At 65.7% G+C, this 16,646-nt stretch carries 14 protein-coding genes; 5 read left to right on the plus strand and 9 right to left on the minus strand.

Translation table 11 applies throughout. From position 1 onward, the window contains the following. The first annotated feature begins 17 nt into the window (after positions 1-17). From gcvPA to N6H05_RS12175, 4 genes are all read left to right on the plus strand, one after another. The gene (gene gcvPA / locus N6H05_RS12160) at positions 18-1,376 is read left to right on the plus strand and encodes an aminomethyl-transferring glycine dehydrogenase subunit GcvPA (RefSeq protein ID WP_069337091.1); all 1,359 of its coding nucleotides are present in this window, start codon (positions 18-20) and stop codon (positions 1,374-1,376) included. Beyond that, positions 1,373-2,944: an aminomethyl-transferring glycine dehydrogenase subunit GcvPB gene (gene gcvPB, locus N6H05_RS12165; protein WP_284114060.1), complete on the plus strand. Its 1,572-nt coding sequence runs from the start codon at positions 1,373-1,375 to the stop codon at positions 2,942-2,944. Before gcvPA ends, gcvPB begins: the two co-directional genes overlap by 4 nt. A gap of 73 nt (positions 2,945-3,017) precedes the next feature. Further along, the gene (locus N6H05_RS12170; protein WP_284114061.1) at positions 3,018-3,662 is read left to right on the plus strand and encodes a DUF938 domain-containing protein; all 645 of its coding nucleotides are present in this window, start codon (positions 3,018-3,020) and stop codon (positions 3,660-3,662) included. 77 nt (positions 3,663-3,739) lie between these two features. Beyond that, on the plus strand, positions 3,740-4,621 hold the full coding sequence (locus N6H05_RS12175; RefSeq protein WP_284114062.1) for a hypothetical protein: 882 nt from the start codon (positions 3,740-3,742) through the stop codon (positions 4,619-4,621). Here N6H05_RS12175 and N6H05_RS12180 read toward each other — a convergent pair. The 8 genes from N6H05_RS12180 to N6H05_RS12215 all read right to left on the minus strand — a co-directional run bounded on the left by N6H05_RS12180 (position 4,578) and on the right by N6H05_RS12215 (position 15,025). Further along, positions 4,578-6,569: an ATP-binding protein gene (locus tag N6H05_RS12180; RefSeq protein WP_284114063.1), complete on the minus strand. Its 1,992-nt coding sequence runs from the start codon at positions 6,567-6,569 to the stop codon at positions 4,578-4,580. The genes N6H05_RS12175 and N6H05_RS12180 overlap by 44 nt on opposite strands. Before the next feature lie 122 nt (positions 6,570-6,691). After that, positions 6,692-7,924: a serine palmitoyltransferase gene (spt, locus tag N6H05_RS12185; protein ID WP_284114064.1), complete on the minus strand. Its 1,233-nt coding sequence runs from the start codon at positions 7,922-7,924 to the stop codon at positions 6,692-6,694. Positions 7,925-8,058: 134 nt separating this feature from the next. Next, positions 8,059-8,304, minus strand: a complete 246-nt coding sequence (locus N6H05_RS12190; RefSeq protein ID WP_284114065.1) for an acyl carrier protein — start codon at positions 8,302-8,304, stop codon at positions 8,059-8,061. A gap of 164 nt (positions 8,305-8,468) precedes the next feature. After that, a complete protein-coding gene (locus N6H05_RS12195) occupies positions 8,469-8,747 on the minus strand; it encodes an ETC complex I subunit (protein ID WP_007711606.1) in 279 nt (92 codons plus the stop codon). Positions 8,748-8,803: 56 nt separating this feature from the next. After that, positions 8,804-11,254: an ATP-dependent helicase HrpB gene (gene hrpB, locus N6H05_RS12200; RefSeq protein WP_284114067.1), complete on the minus strand. Its 2,451-nt coding sequence runs from the start codon at positions 11,252-11,254 to the stop codon at positions 8,804-8,806. Between the two features lie 118 nt (positions 11,255-11,372). After that, positions 11,373-12,890 (minus strand): arylsulfatase, encoded by a 1,518-nt coding sequence (locus N6H05_RS12205; RefSeq protein WP_284114068.1) that lies wholly within the window; start codon positions 12,888-12,890, stop codon positions 11,373-11,375. Positions 12,891-13,012: 122 nt separating this feature from the next. Next, the gene (locus tag N6H05_RS12210) at positions 13,013-13,792 is read right to left on the minus strand and encodes a TSUP family transporter (RefSeq protein WP_284114069.1); all 780 of its coding nucleotides are present in this window, start codon (positions 13,790-13,792) and stop codon (positions 13,013-13,015) included. Positions 13,793-13,999: 207 nt separating this feature from the next. Further along, entirely contained in the window at positions 14,000-15,025 is a 1,026-nt protein-coding gene (locus N6H05_RS12215) for a polyprenyl synthetase family protein (protein WP_004207933.1), read from the minus strand. A gap of 161 nt (positions 15,026-15,186) precedes the next feature. Here N6H05_RS12215 and N6H05_RS12220 point away from each other — a divergent pair, with 161 nt between their 5' ends. Next, complete coding sequence (locus N6H05_RS12220; protein WP_004207932.1) at positions 15,187-15,465, plus strand: chorismate mutase; 279 nt, start codon at positions 15,187-15,189, stop codon at positions 15,463-15,465. Positions 15,466-15,616: 151 nt separating this feature from the next. On the opposite strand, the gene N6H05_RS12225 is transcribed toward N6H05_RS12220, so the two are convergent. After that, positions 15,617-16,591: a cupin-like domain-containing protein gene (locus N6H05_RS12225; protein WP_284114071.1), complete on the minus strand. Its 975-nt coding sequence runs from the start codon at positions 16,589-16,591 to the stop codon at positions 15,617-15,619. Positions 16,592-16,646 lie beyond the last annotated feature (55 nt).

Here is a 16,646-nt window from a genome sequence, read left to right on the forward strand (position 1 = left end):
GGGGGGAGACAGATGAAATGCGCTACCTACCCCTTACCGACACCGACCGGCAGGAAATGCTGTCCGTCATCGGCGCCGAGACGATCGATGATCTGTTCATCGACGTGCCCGCCGAAGCCCGCCTGAGCGGCACCATCGCCGGCCTGCCCGATCATGCCAGCGAACTGGCGGTCGAGCGCCACATGGGCGCCCTCGCTCGCAAGAATCTGTCGGCAGGGGAAGCGCCCTTCTTCCTGGGCGCCGGCGCCTACAAGCATCATGTTCCCGCCAGCGTCGATCATCTGATCCAGCGCGGCGAGTTCCTGACCGCCTACACGCCCTATCAGCCGGAAATCGCGCAGGGCACGCTGCAGGTGCTGTTCGAGTTCCAGACCCAGGTCGCCCGCCTGCTGGGCGTCGATGTCGCCAACGCCTCCATGTATGACGGCTCGACCGCCTGCTGGGAAGCGATCGGCATGGCCCGCCGCATCACCAAGCGCGGCAAGGCGCTGCTGTCGTCCGGCCTGCATCCGCATTATGTCTCGGTCGCCAACACCATGGCGAAGTTTACCGGCGACGCGCTGGTGCATCAGGCGCCGACGCTGGACGCCGCGACCGATATCGACGCGCTGATCGCATCGATCGACAAGGATACGAGCTGCGTCGTCGTCCAGTACCCGGATATTCTCGGCCGCATCGCCGACCTGACCCCGCTGGCCGACGCCGCGCACGCCGCCGGCGCGCTGCTGGTCGCCGTGGTGACGGAACCCGTCGCTCTCGGCGCGATCAAGGCGCCGGGCCATATGGGCGCGGACATCGTCGTGGGCGAAGGCCAGTCGATCGGCGTCGGCCTGCAGTTCGGTGGTCCTTATCTGGGCCTGTTCGGCTGCAAGCAGAAATATGTCCGCCAGATGCCGGGCCGCCTGTGCGGCGAGACGGTCGACGCGGCCGGCAAGCGCGGCTTCGTGCTGACCCTTTCCACCCGCGAGCAGCATATCCGCCGCGAAAAGGCGACGTCGAACATCTGCACCAACTCCGGCCTGTGTGCGCTGGCGTTCAGCATCCACATGACCCTGCTGGGCGAGAAGGGCCTGCGCGAGCTGGCGACCCTGAATCACGGCCTGGCGGTTCAGGCTGCTGATCGCCTCGCCAAGGTGCCGGGCGTGACCCTGCTCAACGACGGCTTCTTCAACGAATTCACGCTGGTCCTGACCAAGGATGCGCGCGACGTCGTCCGCAACCTCGCCGACAAGGGCGTGCTGGCCGGCGTCTCGCTTGGCCGCCTGTTCCCGGACGCGCCGGAGATCGGCAACGGCCTGGTCGTCGCCGTGACGGAAACCGTCACGCCGGAGGATATCGAAACCCTTGCCGCCGCGCTTGAGGAGGAACTGGCATGACCATGTTGAAGGAAGGTCGCCCGACCACCCCGCAGGCCGTCGCGCAGGAGCATATGGCCCCCGCAACCGCCACCGGCAACCGCGCGCTGATGCTGGAGGAAAAGCTGATCTTCGAGATCGGTTCGACCGACACCACCGGCGTTGATTTCGCCGACGCGCCCAAGGTGGCCAGCCGCCTCGGTTCGCTCGCCCGCACCGACAGCATCGGCCTGCCCGGCCTGTCGGAACAGGAAACGGTGCGCCATTACACCCGCCTGTCGCGCCAGAACTACGCCATCGACCTTGGCCTGTTCCCGCTCGGCAGCTGCACCATGAAGCACAATCCGCGCCTCAACGAAAAGGTCGCGCGGATGCCCGGTTTCGCCGATATCCATCCGCTGCAGCCGCAGTCGACGGTGCAGGGCGCGCTGGCCGTCATCCATGAGCTGGCCGCCTGGCTGGTGACGCTGACCGGCATGCACTCGGTCGCCATGTCGCCCAAGGCGGGCGCCCATGGCGAACTGTGCGGCCTGCTGGCGATCCGCGCCGCGCTCGAAGCCCGTGGCGACGCGCGCAGCGTCATCCTGGTGCCCGAAAGCGCCCATGGCACCAACCCCGCCACTGCCGCCTTCTGCGGCTACAAGGTCGAGGATATTCCCGCGACCCCGGATGGCCGCGTGGACCTGCAGGCATTGAAGGCCCGTCTGGGACCGGACGTTGCGGCGGTGATGATCACCAACCCCAACACCTGCGGCCTGTTCGAGCGCGATATGAAGATCATCTCCGACGCGGTCCATGCCGCCGGGGCCTTCGTCTATTGCGACGGCGCGAACTTCAACGCCATCGTCGGTCGGGTCCGCCCCGGTGACCTCGGCGTCGACGCGATGCACATCAACCTGCACAAGACCTTCTCCACGCCCCATGGCGGCGGTGGTCCGGGTTCGGGTCCGGTGGTGCTATCCGAAGCGCTCACGCCCTTCGCGCCACTCCCCTTCGTCGAAAAGCAGGGCGACAAGTTCGTGCTGGTCGAAGAGGAAACGGCCGAGGATCACCACGCCCAGACCTTTGGCCGCATGGTCGCCTTCCATGGCCAGATGGGCATGTTCACCCGCGCGCTGACCTATATCCTCAGCCACGGTGCCGATGGCCTGCGCCAGGTCGCCAGCGACGCGGTACTGAACGCCAACTATATCCTGCGCAGCCTGGATGACGTGCTCGACGCGCCCTTTGGTGCGGCCGGCCCGTGCATGCATGAGGCACTGTTCAGCGACAAGGGGCTGGCCGAAGGCTTCACCACGCTGGATATCGCCAAGGGGCTGATCGACGAAGGCTTCCACCCGATGACCATGTATTTCCCGCTGGTCGTCCATGGTGCGATGCTGGTCGAACCGACCGAGACGGAAAGCAAGGCCGCGCTCGATCAGTTCATCATGGCGCTGCGCAGCTTGGCCGAACGGGCCAAGGCAGGGGACGAGGCGTTGAAGGGCGCGCCCTACCACGCCCCGCGCCGCCGCCTCGACGAAACCCTCGCGGCGCGCAAGCCGGTGCTGACCTGGTCCGAACCGGACCTGGCGGTCGCCGCCGAATAAGCCAGAAGCAGAGGGCGGTGGAGGATCTCCACCGCCCTTTTTGCATCGGCCGGCCACAGACAAGGATTTGTCCATGACACAGGATGCCCCCGCACCCTGGACGCCGCAGGGCGACGGCCCCGATCCGCGCCGCCATGCCCCCGCGACGCTGCGCAACCGCGATGCGATCGCGACTGTCCTGCGGGACGAACTGCCCGATGCCGGGCTGGTGCTGGAAGTGGCGAGCGGTAGTGGCGAACATGCTGTCCACTTCGCTGTCACTTATCCCGCGCTCGATTGGCAGCCCAGTGATCCCGATCCCGCCGCGCTGGCGTCGATCGCGGCGCTGCGCGGAGACGCTAATCTGCCCAATCTGCGCGCGCCGCTGCTGCTCGACGCGGCGGGTGCCGGCTGGCCGATCGAGGCGGCCGACGCGCTCCTGTGCATCAACATGGTGCATATCAGCCCCTGGGCGGCGACGCTGGGGCTGCTGGCGCGTGGCGCGCGATTGCTGGCGCCGGGCGCGCCGCTGATCCTCTACGGCCCCTATGTCGAGGATGATGTGCCGACCGCCCCCTCCAATCTGGCGTTCGACCGATCGCTGAAGGATCGCAACCCGCAATGGGGCCTGCGAACCCTGACCGATGTCGACCGGGCTGCGGCCGATGTCGGGTTGGCACGCTCCCGGCGGGTGGCGATGCCGGCCAATAATCTGATGCTGATCTATCGCCGGGGATAGGGCGCATATGGTCGTCCGCGCATGATCCGCGCCAAGATGCTTCCACCGGGCGGCATCAGGCTCTAAAGCGCTTGGCGATGACCAACAGCCTGTTCTCGCTCGTCGCTGCCGAACTGTCCGCGCCGGCCGATCCGCGCGCGGCCGCCATGGCGGGCGCGCTGGCGGCGAAATATCCCGGTGCGGCACGGGCGGTGCTCTTCTACGGCTCCTGCCTGCGCGAGGCCAATCTCGACGGGCTGATGCTCGATTTCTACCTGATCGTCTCCGATTATGAGGCGGCCTATGGCAAGGGCTGGCTGGCGCGGGCCAATCGGGCGATCCCGCCCAATGTGTTTCCGTTCGAACATGGCGGCCTGATCGCCAAATATGCCGTGCTGTCGGAGGCCGACTTTGCCCGGCTGAACAGCATGAAGGCGGACAATGTCTCGGTCTGGGCGCGCTTTGCCCAGCCGTCCCGGCTGCTGTGGTCGGCGGATGATCTGGCACGGCAGCGCGCGCTGGCGGCGGTGGCGCAGGCGGCGCCGACCCTGTTGTCGCTCGCCCGACCGATGGCGCAGGGGCAGGGCGATGATCCTGTCCCGCTGTGGAAGGCCGGCTTCACCCTCACCTATAATGCCGAGTTGCGGGCGGAGAAGACGGGCCGGTCGCTCTCGATCGTCGATGCCGATCCTGATCGCTATCGCCGCTTCGGTGCGGCCGCTCTGGCAGAAGGGCTGCCGCCGTCCCCCGACAATGCAGACAAGGTCTGGCGCGGGCTGCAGCGGCGCGGCAAATATCTCTCGGTCGTGCGCCTTGCCAAGGCGAGCTTCACCTATGCCGGGGGCATCGATTATTTGGCGTGGAAGATCAATCGCCACGCCGGCACCGCGATCGAGATCAAGCCCTGGCAGCGGCGCTGGCCGCTGCTGGGCGCGGTCACTCTGCTGCCGCGGCTGTTCCTGGGTGGTTCGATCCGCTGAGCGCGTTCGACAGCGCCAGGCCGAGCGCGGCCAGCGTATAGGGCTTGCGCAGCACTTCATGCCCCCGGAAATCGTCGCTGTCGGTCGCGTCGCCAGTGAAGCCGGTGACGAACAGCACCGGCAGATGGCGCATATGGGCGGGCAGGGTGCGGATCATTTCCGGCCCGGTCATGTCGGGCATCAGCACGTCGCTCATGATCAGGCCGATATCGGCATTGTTGGCCAGCAATTTTGCGGCCTTGCCGGGATGGTCGCAGGCGATGGGCAGATGGCCCAGTTCGGCGAGCGCCGCCATCGTCTGGTTGAGGACGCGCGGATCGTCTTCGACCACCAGAATGCGCGTGGGGGGATGCAAGGTCTGCACCTGCTCCAGATTGGGCGCTTCGATCGCCGCCTCTTCCTTGGTCAATATTTTGCGCGGCAAGTAGATATGGACGCTGGTGCCTTCGCCCAGAACGGAATCGATACGGATTTCGCCGGCGCTCTGGCGCACGAAGCCGAAAATCTGGCTGAGGCCAAGGCCGGTGCCCTTGCCAACCGGCTTGGTGGTGAAGAAAGGTTCGAACACGCGGGCCGCGACCTCCGGCGTCATGCCGCAGCCATCGTCGCTGACGCTGACGACGACATAGTCGCCGGCGATGCATTCGCCGATCTCATTGTCGATCAGTTGCGCCTGGCTGGTGGAAATGGTCAGCTTGCCGCGCCCTTCCATCGCGTCGCGCGCATTGACGCACAGGTTGAGGAGGGCATTTTCCATCTGGTGCTGGTCGACGAAAATGCGCCAGCCCTGCGCCTCATGGCCAAAGGCGACGATGATCTGGTCGCCGATCGTGCGGTCGACCAGTTCCGACATGCCGCGCAGCAGCGCATCCGGGTCGACCGCGCTGGGCAATAGCGGTTCGGATCGGGCGAAGGCGAGCAGGCGGCGGGTGAGGGCGGCAGCCCGATTGGCGCCCTCCATCGCATTGTCGAGATGGCGGCTGGCCTCGGTCGGCTTCAGCCTGATCTTGCGCTTGGCCAGCTCAAGGCCGCCGACGACGACCGCCAGCATATTGTTGAAATCATGTGCAATGCCGCCGGTGAGCTGGCCCACGGCGTCCATCTTGTGCATCTGGCGCAGATTTTCCTCGGCGGCGGCGCGCTCGGCGGACTCGCGCTTCAACTGCTCATAGGCGTCCGACAATTCGCTGGTGCGGGCGGAGACCGCCTCTTCCAGTCGGTCGGCGCGTTCTGTTTCCATATCCGCCATGCGGCGCGCGTTGCGCCGTTCGGTATAGGCGGCGTTGACCAGCCATAGCGCGAACAGCACGCAGACCAGCAGGGCAAGGCCCACCATGCGCGACGTCTTGCCGACGAATTCGGTGCGGTCGCCGGCCAGGCTGACGGCCAGGCTGCGTTCGCGCAGGCGCGCATTTTCAGCCTGAATCACCAGATCGATCAGCGCGGTCAGCCGCTTGATATCCTGCGACTGGCCGGCCTGATGAAATTGCGCCAGCGCCCCCACTTTCTGGTCATAGGTTGTGCGCAGGCCGATCTCGCTCAACGTCTTGCCGCGCTGGTTGAAGGCGACCTGGAGTGCACGGACATTGCCGCGCTGCCAGTCGGACTTGCGGGTGGCATAGGTCAGCGACTTGAGCTGGCTGGCAGCGGTGCGCCACTGGTCCTGGAACAGACGGCCGGTATCGGGATCGAGGCTGATGACATAGCGGGCCAGCGTCACTTCGGCGCGGGTCGTCTTCGCTTCGAAGGCGCGGGCGAGCGCCATGATTTCCCAGCTGCGCTGCTGTTCGGCGAGTGCGCGCTGATGATCGCGCGAGGCGTTGCTGGCGCTGTAGAGCAGGGCGCCGAGCGATCCGATCAGTAATATGCCAAGGACCAGGGGCATGTAGCGCCGCGCCACAGCGCGCCAGCCCCGGTCCTGTTCGTCGATCACGTCGCGTTCCGCCATATACCGTTACACTAACCGAACTATGTTAACCGCGCGAATATGCAGGTTAGATGGTTCCGCCGCTGTAGCAGATTCTATCGCAGGAAATACCCGGTCGATCGTCGGAGTGTCGAAAAGCGCGATCAGCTGATCGCGCCGGTGGCCTTGCCGGCGGTTTCGAACATGGCGATGATCTGTTCGACCTGCTCGTCGCTATGTTCGGCGCAGAGCGAGCAGCGCAGCAGGAAGGTGCCGGCCGGGGTCGCCGGCGGGCGCGCCATGTTGACGTAGAGGCCCAGCTCCAGCAGCGTCTGCCACATGGCGACGGCCTGCATCTGGTCGGTCAGGATGACGGCGATGATCGCCGACTGCGGCGTGGCGCTGCCCAGCTTGAAGCCGAGGTCGGTGAGGCCCTTGTGCAGGCGCTGGCTGTTCTTCCACAGATGCGCGCGCTTCTCGCCGGCGTGCATCAGCTTGCGGATGCTGGTCGCGGCGGTGGCGACGACGCTGGGCGGCAGCGAGGCGGTGAAGACATAGGGACGGCAGACGAGGCGCAGGATCTCGAACTTGGGATGGTTCGAGACGCAGAAGCCGCCGACCGTGCCGACCGACTTGGAGAAGGTGCCGACCACGAAGTCGATCTCGCCCTCGACGCCCTGCTCCTCATATGCGCCACGGCCGTTGGGGCCGAAGAAGCCCATGCCGTGGGCTTCGTCGCACAGGATCATGCAATTGGGGTGCTTGCGGATGGCGGCGACCATCTCGGGCAGCGGGGCGACGTCGCCCAGCATCGAATAGACGCCTTCCAGCACGACCAGCTTCAGCGCGTCGGCGGGCAGGCGGCCCAGGCGCTTGTCCAGATCCTCGACGCTGTTGTGGCGGAAGCGGACGATCTCGGCATTGCCCATGGCGCAGCCGTCATAGATGGAGGCATGGCTGTCGGCGTCGAGCACGACATAGTCGCCCTTGCCCGCCAGGGTGGAGATGATGCCCAGATTCGCCTGATAGCCGGTCGAAAAGACCATGGCGCCCGACGTGCCATAGAATTCCTTGAGCGCGTCCTCGACTTCCTTGTGGCCCTGATAGGTGCCGTTGAGGACGCGGCTGCCGGTGGTGCCGGCGCCAAATTCGTCCAGCGCCTTCTTGCCGGCTTCGACCACGTCGGGGTCGAAGGTCATGCCCATATAATTATAGGTGCCGAGCAGGATGGTTTCCTTGCCCTTGATGATCGCGCGGGTGGGCGAGAGCACCTGGTCCATGACGATCGCATAAGGATCGCGCACGCCCGTCGCCAGCAGCGCCTCGCGCTCGTTGATCAGCGGATCGAACTTGGAGAAGAGATCGCGGGTTTGCGTGGCGATGGCGGCGTCGGTCATAATATCCAAAGTCCCTTAACCGTTCGAGCTGAGCGAAGTCGAAGCTCTCTGCCGAGCGGAGCCGAGGCTCCCTGCTTCGCCTTCGCTCAGCAACGCCCTTCGACTTCGCTCAGGGCGAACGGCAAAAATCTAAATCAGGCGGTCTTGAGCTTGGCGACCGCGTCGACCAGCTGGCCCACGGTCTCGATCTCGGCCTGCATGTTCATGGTGATGATGATGTCGAACTCATCCTCGATGGCGGCGACGAAATCCATCACGGTCAGGCTGTCCCATTCCAGGTCGCCGGCAAAGGTGGTGGCTTCGGTCAGGTCGACGCCCTTCTTGTTGAAGGGGGCGATCTGCGCTGCGACGCTGTCGAAAATCTCGCTGCGATCGGTCATTATCTCTTCAATCTTTCCATGAAAGCACGGCTTTTGCCGCCTCACGCCGCTCTTTGGCAAGCGAATAAGGCGTCAATCGGGCAGCATCTGGGGCAAAATGCCTTGTTCGCGGCGCGCCGTGTCGCGCCACGCTTTGCTGTTCCAGCCCCACAAGGGCGGGAAGATCAGCGGAAATTGTCGGCGTAGGCCTGAATTTTCAGCGTCTTGGGCGGGGTCGCGATGACGGTGTAGGCGATCTTCTCGCGCTCGGCATAGGCAACGGCGGCCTCCTGCGAGGAGAAGCTGAGCTTCAGCTGCTGCTTGGTGTCGCCCGAACCGGCCCAGCCGGTCAGCGGATCGGCCTTCTTCGCTTCGGCGGGCGCATATTCCAGCACCCACTTGTGAGTCAGCGCCTTGCCGGACTGGAGGGCGTTCTTCTGGATCTGGTAAATGCGCGCGGTCATCGCGATGGAACTCCGTAAAATCGTCATTGTGCGTTGCACCAGCGGTCGCCGTGAAGTCAAGAGTTGCGGCGCGCGTCCGCATTTTTGGTGCGCAATGTGGCATTGGCGCTCGCCGGATCGTCGGGCCAGGGGTGGCGGGGATAGCGACCACGCATTTCCTTGGCCACGTCGCGCCAGTTGCCGGCCCAGAAGCCGGGCAGGTCGCGCGTCGTCTGGATCGGCCGGCCGGCGGGCGAGGTGAGCGACAGGACCAGCGGGATGCGCTGGTTGCCGACGGTCGGATGCTGCGACAGGCCGAACAGCGCCTGCACCCGCAATTCCACGCGCGGGCCACCCTCGGCCGCATAGTCAATCGCATGGGTGGAGCCGGCGGGCGATCGGAAATCGGGCGGGGCGAGCCGGTCGAGCTGTTGCTTGCCGTCCCAGCCGATCAGCGTTTCGAGCACGCCCGACAGTTGCGACCGGTCGATGTCGGACAGGCGGCGTTTGCCCGCCAGCAGCGGCGGGAGCCAGTCGTCCAGCGTGTCGATCAGGGCGGCGTCGGACAGCGCCTCGATCCCGGCAAAGTCCGCCCGCATCCGCAGCGATTGCGCGGCCTCCGACCAGGGGAGGAGGGCAAGGCCGCCCTGCCGCACGCCATCGACCAGCGCGGCGACGACTGCATCGGGGGCTGGCCGGTCGTCAGAGCCGGACGACAGGCGCACCGCGCCCAGCCGGCGCTCCCGCAGCGCCTCGATTCCGCCATTGGCGGGGCGGAATTTTACCGTGCGATGCTCGGCGATCCGCTCGCCGAATAGGGCGATCACCTCCGCCTCGCCAATTGGGGCGGCCGACAGGATGCGCGCGCCCGCGGCGCTGCCCTGCACTTCGCCGACCGCCAGCCAGGTTTCGCTGGCCAGCGGCGAGAGCGGATCGAGCCGGAAGCCGCGTCCGCCCACGCTGGCCCAGTCGGCGCCATCGGCGGAGCGGCGCTTGGCGACGCGATCGGGAAAGGCAAGGGCGAGGCAGAGGCCGACATCATGCAGCCCGCCCTCTGCGGACGACCGACTATCGACCAGCCTGGCCCAGCGCTTGGCGAGGCCGCGCCCGGCCTCGGCCCGCTTGCCGCCCTCGCGTCGCCAGCGCTGGAGTCGCAGGGTAAGGTCGGTATCCTGCCCGCCCAGGCCGCGTTCGCCGAGCAGGACTGCGATTTCGGCGGCGGTGCGGGCGAGGCCGCGCTCACCGGCGCGCACCAGCATATGGGCGATGCGCGGCGCCAGCGGCAGGGTGGCGAGCGCCTTGCCATGGGCCGTGATGCGGCCGTCGGCGTCAAGCGCCTCCAGGGCGGTCAGTCGCTTGCGCGCTTCGGCCACGGCGGCGGCGGGTGGCGCGTCGAGCCAGCGCAGGCTGGCCGGATCGCTCACGCCCCAGAGCGCGCAGTCGAGCAACAGGCTGGACAGGTCGCTTTCCAATATTTCTGGCGGGTCGAAGGGCGGCATGCCCGCCGTCGCTGCGGCTTCCCACAGGCGATAGGCGACGCCGGGCCGCTGGCGCGCGGCACGGCCGGCGCGCTGGGTCGCCGACGCCTGGCTGGCGCGCTCGGTGACGAGGCGGGTAACACCGGCGGCGCGGTCATAGCGCGGGCGGCGGGCAAGGCCGCTGTCGACGACGATGCGCACGCCGTCGATGGTCAGGCTGGTCTCGGCGATCGAGGTGGCCAGGATCACCTTGCGCCGCCCCTCGCGCGAGGGGCGGATGGCGGCGCGCTGGGCGCCCGGTTCCAGACTGCCGTGCAACATGTGGACCTCGAACGCGCCACCCTCGATCCGTTCGGCCGTGCGCTCGATTTCCCGGACGCCGGGCAGGAAGGCGAGCAGGTCGCCCTGCGCCTCCTCCTCCAGCGCGCGGCGAATGGCGGCGGCCATCTCATCCTCGATCCGCTTTTCGGCATGGCGGCCGATAGGACGCAGTTCGAGGGGCTGGATCTTGCCCTCGCTCTCGATCACCGGCGCGCCATCGAGAAGGGTGGAGAAACGCGCGCCATCGAGTGTCGCCGACATCGGCAGGATGCGCAGGTCCGGGCGCAGCGCTGCCTGCGCGTCGAGCGCCAGCGCGAGGCCGAAATCGCTGTCCAGGCTGCGCTCATGCACTTCATCGAACAGCACCGCCGACACGCCGGCCAGTTCGGGATCATCCTGAATGCGGCGGACGAAGATGCCTTCGGTCAGCACCAGCAGGCGCGTCTTCGCGCTGACCTTGCTGTCCATCCGCGTCGCATAGCCGACCGTGCCGCCCGGCTGCTCGCCCAGCATCTCGGCGATGCGCTCGGCCGCGGCGCGGGCCGCCAGGCGGCGGGGCGAGAGCAGCAGCACTTGGCCGTCGCACCAGGGCTGGTCGAGCAGGGCCGGCGCCACCGCCGTCGTCTTGCCCGCGCCCGGCGGCGCCACCAACACGGCATTGCTGCCGGCACGCAGCGCAGCGAGCAGGTCGGGCAGGACGGCATGGATCGGCAGGGCGGGGGCGGTCATGATCCGCCCCCTCTCGCGCCAATCAGGGCCGAGCGCAAGGCGCGCCGGGCAGAAACGGCAATGCCCGAAGCCGTGCGGCTCCGGGCATCGGGTCTATTCCGGCGATGGCGCGCGACGGTTAGTCGCGGCCCTTGCTCATGAACTGTTCGACCACGTTGGACATGTCGAAGCTCTTGCCGCCCTGGACCGGCGGATATTTGGCGAGCGTCATCAAATGCTCCTTCATCATCTCACCCATCGGTCCGGTCTGCCAGGACACTTTCTGGATCAGATGGCCATAGGAGTCGCTGTTGTCGTAGCTTTCGAACGGGTCCATGCGGATGTTGAAGACCAATGGCTTGGAACGACCGGTGATGGTGCCGTAATAATCTTCGGTGGTGGAGAAATGCCATTTCCACGGGCCCATGCGCATCGCTGCAAGTTTGGACTCATTATAGTGGAAGATGTGGTTGCGGGCTGAATCTTCGGCCTCGCCTTTCCAGTAGGGCAGGTTGTTGACGCCGTCGATATATTGCTGCTTCTCGGCCATCAGCTTCTCGTTCACATCCTCAACGCCGGCGGCGACGGCGAGGGTGGTGAACATGTCCTGATGGCACTGGATGCCGTTCTTGAGTTGCAGCGGCGCGATCACACCCGGCCATTTGAGCATCGAGATGACACGGACGCCGCCTTCATAGGTGGTCATTTTCTCGCTGCGCCAGGGCGTGGTCGCGCCATGCGGCCAGGAACTATGTTCCGGACCATTGTCGGTCGAATACCAGACGATGGTATCCTCCTCCAGACCGTTTGCCTTCAGCCAGTCGAGCACGATGCCGACATCATGGTCATGCTGGAGCATGCCCGAGCCATGCAGGTCCGCTTCCGACGTATATTTTTCGGCAGCATAGCGCCACTTGTCGTTGAGGCGGGTGTAGAGATGCATGCGGCTGGTGTTGAGCCAGACGAAGAAGGGTTCGTCGGCATCCTTGGCCTTCTTCATGAACTCCAGCGCCGGCGGGATGAATTCCTGTTCGTCAATCTCGTGCATGCGCTCCTGATGGAGCGGGCCGGTGTCGACGATCTTCTGCTTGCCGACCTTGCCGAAACGCGGATCTTCGGTCGGATCATCGACATCGGTGGCCCAGCTGTGGATCACGCCGCGCGCACCGAATTTCTTTTCATATTCTTCCAGGCTACCGGAATAGGCCTTGGCGAAATTCTGATAGTCGCGCTGTTCATCCTCTTCCGACACGTTGAGGTGATAGAGATTGCCGAAAAATTCGTCGAAACCATGGTTGGTCGGCAGATGTTCGTTGCGATCGCCCAGATGGCTCTTGCCGAAATGGCCGGTGCGATAGCCTGCGTCTTTCATTACTTCAGCGAGGCAAGGTGATGCGGGCTGCAGGCCTAGTGGTTCGCCGGGCTGGCCCACTGTCACCATGCCGGAACGGATCGGATATTGGCCGGTGATGAAGGATGCGCGACCGGCGGTGCAGGAGGGCTGGCCGTAATGGTCGGTGAAGCGGATGCCGCCATAGCCGATGCTGTCGATATTGGGCGTGGTATAGCCCATCGTGCCCAGGCCATAGGCGCTGACATTCTGCCAGCCGATATCGTCACCCCAGATGACTAGGATATTGGGTTTTTTCTTCGCCATGCTGAGTCTCCGATCATGATGGATCGGCCGAAGGGTAACGGCGGGCGGATCGCGACGCTGCATGGGGATAATCCCGAGATCGGGCGGGAACATCCCCGATGCCCGGAAATGGGGTGTGGGTTCTAGCCGAACAGATAGATGTGAATCGGGTTCTTCGGATCGAGCAGCATCTTGGTCGTCAGCGCCAGCGACATGATGATGAGCAGCGGCTTGATCAGCTTCGAGCCGAAGCGCATGGCGAGGTGCGATCCGATCTGGCCGCCGGTGATCGATCCGACCGCCATGGCGAGGCCGGCGATCCAGATGACATGGCCGCCCGCGACCATGGTCAGCAGCCCGGCGACGTTCGAGGCGAAATTGGCGGCCTTGGTCTGGGCGGTGGCGCGCAGTAGCGACAGGCCGCCCAGCGCGATGAAGATGGTGGTGTAGAAGGCGCCGGCACCCGGCCCGAAGAAGCCGTCATAGAAGCCGACCACGCCGATCATGCCGGACAGGCCCCATAGGCCGACGCGGGCATGGCGATCGGCATCGCTGAGCTTGGGCGAGAAAGTGAAATAGGCCGCCATCGCGATCAGCAGCGCAGGCATCAGCCCGGCCAGGATCGACGGGTCGACCCGTTGCAGCAACCAGGCGCCGCCGATCGATCCGATGAAGGCGGCGATCACCGGCGCCTTGTAGGTTTTGAGGTCCATATGGCCGCGCCGCGCATAGGCGACACAGGCGCCGAAGGTGCCAAGGCAGCTTTGCAGCTTGTTGGTGGCGACCGCCGGGACCGGCGGCACGCCGGCGGCGAGCAATGCGGGCAGGGCGATGAGGCCGCCCCCGCCCGCCATCGCGTCGATGCAGCCGGCCATGAAGGCGGCGGCCATGAGGAAGGCGATGGTTTCGGGGGAGAGGATCACGATATTTACCCCGTTCGGGCTGAGCGAAGTCGAAGCCCGCACCTGAGCGAAGCGAAGGCCCTTCGCCTGCGGCTCAGTCGTGCCCTTCGACTTCGCTCAGGGCGAACGCTTGTCGGAAAGGAAGACGAGCGAACCCGTTCATTCCCTCAACTTATGGTTTGCCGCATGTTCCGGGGCAGCGGACTTAAAATCCGCTTCGGAAATGCGTCAATAGGCCCGTGCTATCGCGAATTCGACCGCTTCGGTAAGGGCCGCTTTCGCCTTGCCGGCATCGAACATGCCCAGCGCGTCGATCGCGCGCTGGCCATAATGGCGGGCGCGGGCCAGCGTGTCGGCAATCGCGCCGGTCTGGCGCAGCAGTTGCGTGGCGTGGGCCAGATCCTCGTCGCTGATGCGATGGCCCGAGATCGCGGCCTTCCAGAAGGCCTTGTCCTCGTCCGACCCGCGCGCATAGGCCAGGATCACCGGCAGGGTGACCTTGCCGTCGCGGAAATCGTCGCCGGCATCCTTGCCCATGGTGGCGCCGTCCGATTCATAGTCGATCGCGTCGTCGATCAGCTGGAAGGCGATGCCAAGATTGCGGCCATAGACGTCGAGCGCATGTTCCTCCGCTTCGCTGCGGTCGGCGACCACGGCGGAAATGCGGCAGGCGGCGGCGAACAGGGCGGCGGTCTTGGCGCCGATGATGTCGAGATATTGTTCTTCGCTGGTGTCGATCTTGCGCTGGGCGGTCAGCTGGTTGACCTCGCCCTCGGCGATGATCGCCGATGCGCCCGACAGAATCTTCAAGACCTTGAGCGACTCGGCCTCGACCATCAGCTCGAACGAGCGCGAGAAGAGGAAATCGCCGACCAGCACGGAGGCGCTGTTGCCCCAGATGATGTTGGCGGTCTTGCGGCCGCGGCGCAGGCCCGATCCGTCGACGACATCGTCATGCAGCAGCGTGGCGGTGTGGATGAATTCGACCGATGCGGCCAGCTTGTAATGGCGCGATCCGGCATAGCCGACCAGGTCGGCGCAGGCGAGCGTCAGCATCGGCCGAAGCCGCTTGCCGCCGCCGGCGATCAGATGGCCGGCCAGTTCCGGGATCAGCGGGATGCGCGACTGCATCCGGTCCAGGATCACGCTGTTCACCTGGTTCATGCCATCGGCGACGAGCGCCATGATGGGAGCGAGCGAAGGGGCGCTGGTGCGGCCGATCGGGTGGACGTTGCCGGGGGAGGATGCAGTCATGACAAGCGTCCTCTGGCGGGGCAAAAAGCAGATGGCAAGCGGGAATAGCTTGCCTGCGCGGCGCAATGGCGCAAAAAGCGCGCCGGACGATTGATTGACGCATCGCAGTAACGGAAAAGCCACGCCTTTTCCCGCCGCGATGCCGCTGTGGAGAATGCCAGGTGGATGAGACTTTGAAGCGCTATCGCGAGAGCATCGACAATATCGACGCGGCGCTCGTCTTCATGCTGGCGGAGCGGTTCAAGGTCACCCAGGCCGTGGGCGAATATAAGGCGACCCACGACCTGCCGCCGGCCGATCCGGGCCGCGAGGAACGCCAGATTTCGCGCCTGCGCCAGCTCGCGCTCGATGCCAATCTCGACCCCGACTTCACCGAGAAGTTCCTGCGCTTCATCATCGATGAGGTGATCCGCCATCATGAGCGGCTGCGGGAAGGCTGATTTTAAAAAAATGCGCGAAAGAGCGCATTTTTGAGGCGGTGCCAGCCCGCTCCCACACCCGGCCACCCAACGGCACTATTCTGCGGGTGGCCGGGTGGGGGAGCGGGCCGGTGCGGCAGAATGTGCGGCAGCATATTCTCCAGGCAACGCTTTACCCCGCGGGATAATTTTCATGGCCTGCATTGGGCCAGTGGAAATGCGTGTAGGTCAGCATGGTCGAGAAGCTTTCCGACCGGACCTGATGCCACCAGCCGATCGGGATGAAGAGCAGGTCGCCCGGCATCAGCCGCACTTCGTAGCGCAGCACGTCGCGGGCGCGCGGGTATTGATCCAGCCGCGCCGGATCGGTCAGGTCGCCGACATCGCTGAAGACATGGCGGTTATGCGCCAGCCGATGGGTCTGCGACGGCGGCACCAGGATGACATGCTTGGTGCCCGTCACCTGCGCCAGCAGATTGTTGGTGAGGTCGAAATGCAGCGGGGTGAAGGCGCCCGCGCCGCCGATCCAGAGCATGCCGGGCGTCGGCGCCAGATAGGCGTCGGGATGGCCGAGATCGGCCTGTAGCGGCGCGAGGGCCGGGCCGTTCGCTGCGCTGTTATAGGCGGTCAGATAGGCGTCGTTGCCGCCGTCGCGCACCAGGGCGATGAACTGGCGAAAGGGCGCATGGCGCTTGTGCCGGTCCTTGGCCAGCTCATAGTCGGCGGCCTGCGCCCGGCCGCCCTGATACTCGATTTCCGCCGCGCCAATGGCATCGGCCAGATAGTCCGGCGTCCATTGCGCGCGGGCAGGCCAGCCCTCCATCGACCCCTTGATCAGGACCGGGCGGCCGGGCGCATAGAAATTATGCAGGAAATCCTCGCCTGACAGCGCGTCGGCGGTCAGCAGGCCGGAGGCATAGGGGGACAGGGCGCGCTGTTGCTCCATGACGTTGAGCAGCCAGTCGCGCCGCTTGAGCGCGAGCGCGCTGTCGTCGCGGGGCGCGGGCGCGGGCTTGGGCGGCACATGGGGCATGGCATTGGCGGACGGCGCGCCAAAGCCGACCTGGCGCAAGGTCATCTGCATCTGCATGTTCGCCGCCTGCGACAGGATCGACGGAAGCGGCGGGGTGCGGCCGGATTTGCTCATGAGCCGCCCTAGCGCGCGATCATGACCGCCATGTTGCAGGATGTGACGATCCCGT

The sequence above is a fragment of the Sphingobium sp. WTD-1 genome (genome assembly GCF_030128825.1).
In the GTDB taxonomy this organism is placed as follows: domain Bacteria; phylum Pseudomonadota; class Alphaproteobacteria; order Sphingomonadales; family Sphingomonadaceae; genus Sphingobium.

Coding starts and splice junctions, on each gene's coding strand:
- hrpB (WP_284114067.1), bottom strand. CDS start 11,254: ATGACCGCCCCCGCCCTGCCGATCCATGCCGTCCTGCCCGACCTGCTC.
- N6H05_RS12195 (WP_007711606.1), bottom strand. CDS start 8,747: ATGACCGCGCGCATTTACCAGATCCAGAAGAACGCCCTCCAGTCCGGC.
- N6H05_RS12205 (WP_284114068.1), bottom strand. CDS start 12,890: ATGGCGAAGAAAAAACCCAATATCCTAGTCATCTGGGGTGACGATATC.
- N6H05_RS12180 (WP_284114063.1), bottom strand. CDS start 6,569: ATGGCGGAACGCGACGTGATCGACGAACAGGACCGGGGCTGGCGCGCT.
- N6H05_RS12225 (WP_284114071.1), bottom strand. CDS start 16,591: ATGAGCAAATCCGGCCGCACCCCGCCGCTTCCGTCGATCCTGTCGCAG.
- gcvPA (WP_069337091.1), top strand. CDS start 18: ATGCGCTACCTACCCCTTACCGACACCGACCGGCAGGAAATGCTGTCC.
- N6H05_RS12215 (WP_004207933.1), bottom strand. CDS start 15,025: ATGACTGCATCCTCCCCCGGCAACGTCCACCCGATCGGCCGCACCAGC.
- N6H05_RS12190 (WP_284114065.1), bottom strand. CDS start 8,304: ATGACCGATCGCAGCGAGATTTTCGACAGCGTCGCAGCGCAGATCGCC.
- spt (WP_284114064.1), bottom strand. CDS start 7,924: ATGACCGACGCCGCCATCGCCACGCAAACCCGCGATCTCTTCTCCAAG.
- N6H05_RS12175 (WP_284114062.1), top strand. CDS start 3,740: ATGACCAACAGCCTGTTCTCGCTCGTCGCTGCCGAACTGTCCGCGCCG.
- gcvPB (WP_284114060.1), top strand. CDS start 1,373: ATGACCATGTTGAAGGAAGGTCGCCCGACCACCCCGCAGGCCGTCGCG.
- N6H05_RS12170 (WP_284114061.1), top strand. CDS start 3,018: ATGACACAGGATGCCCCCGCACCCTGGACGCCGCAGGGCGACGGCCCC.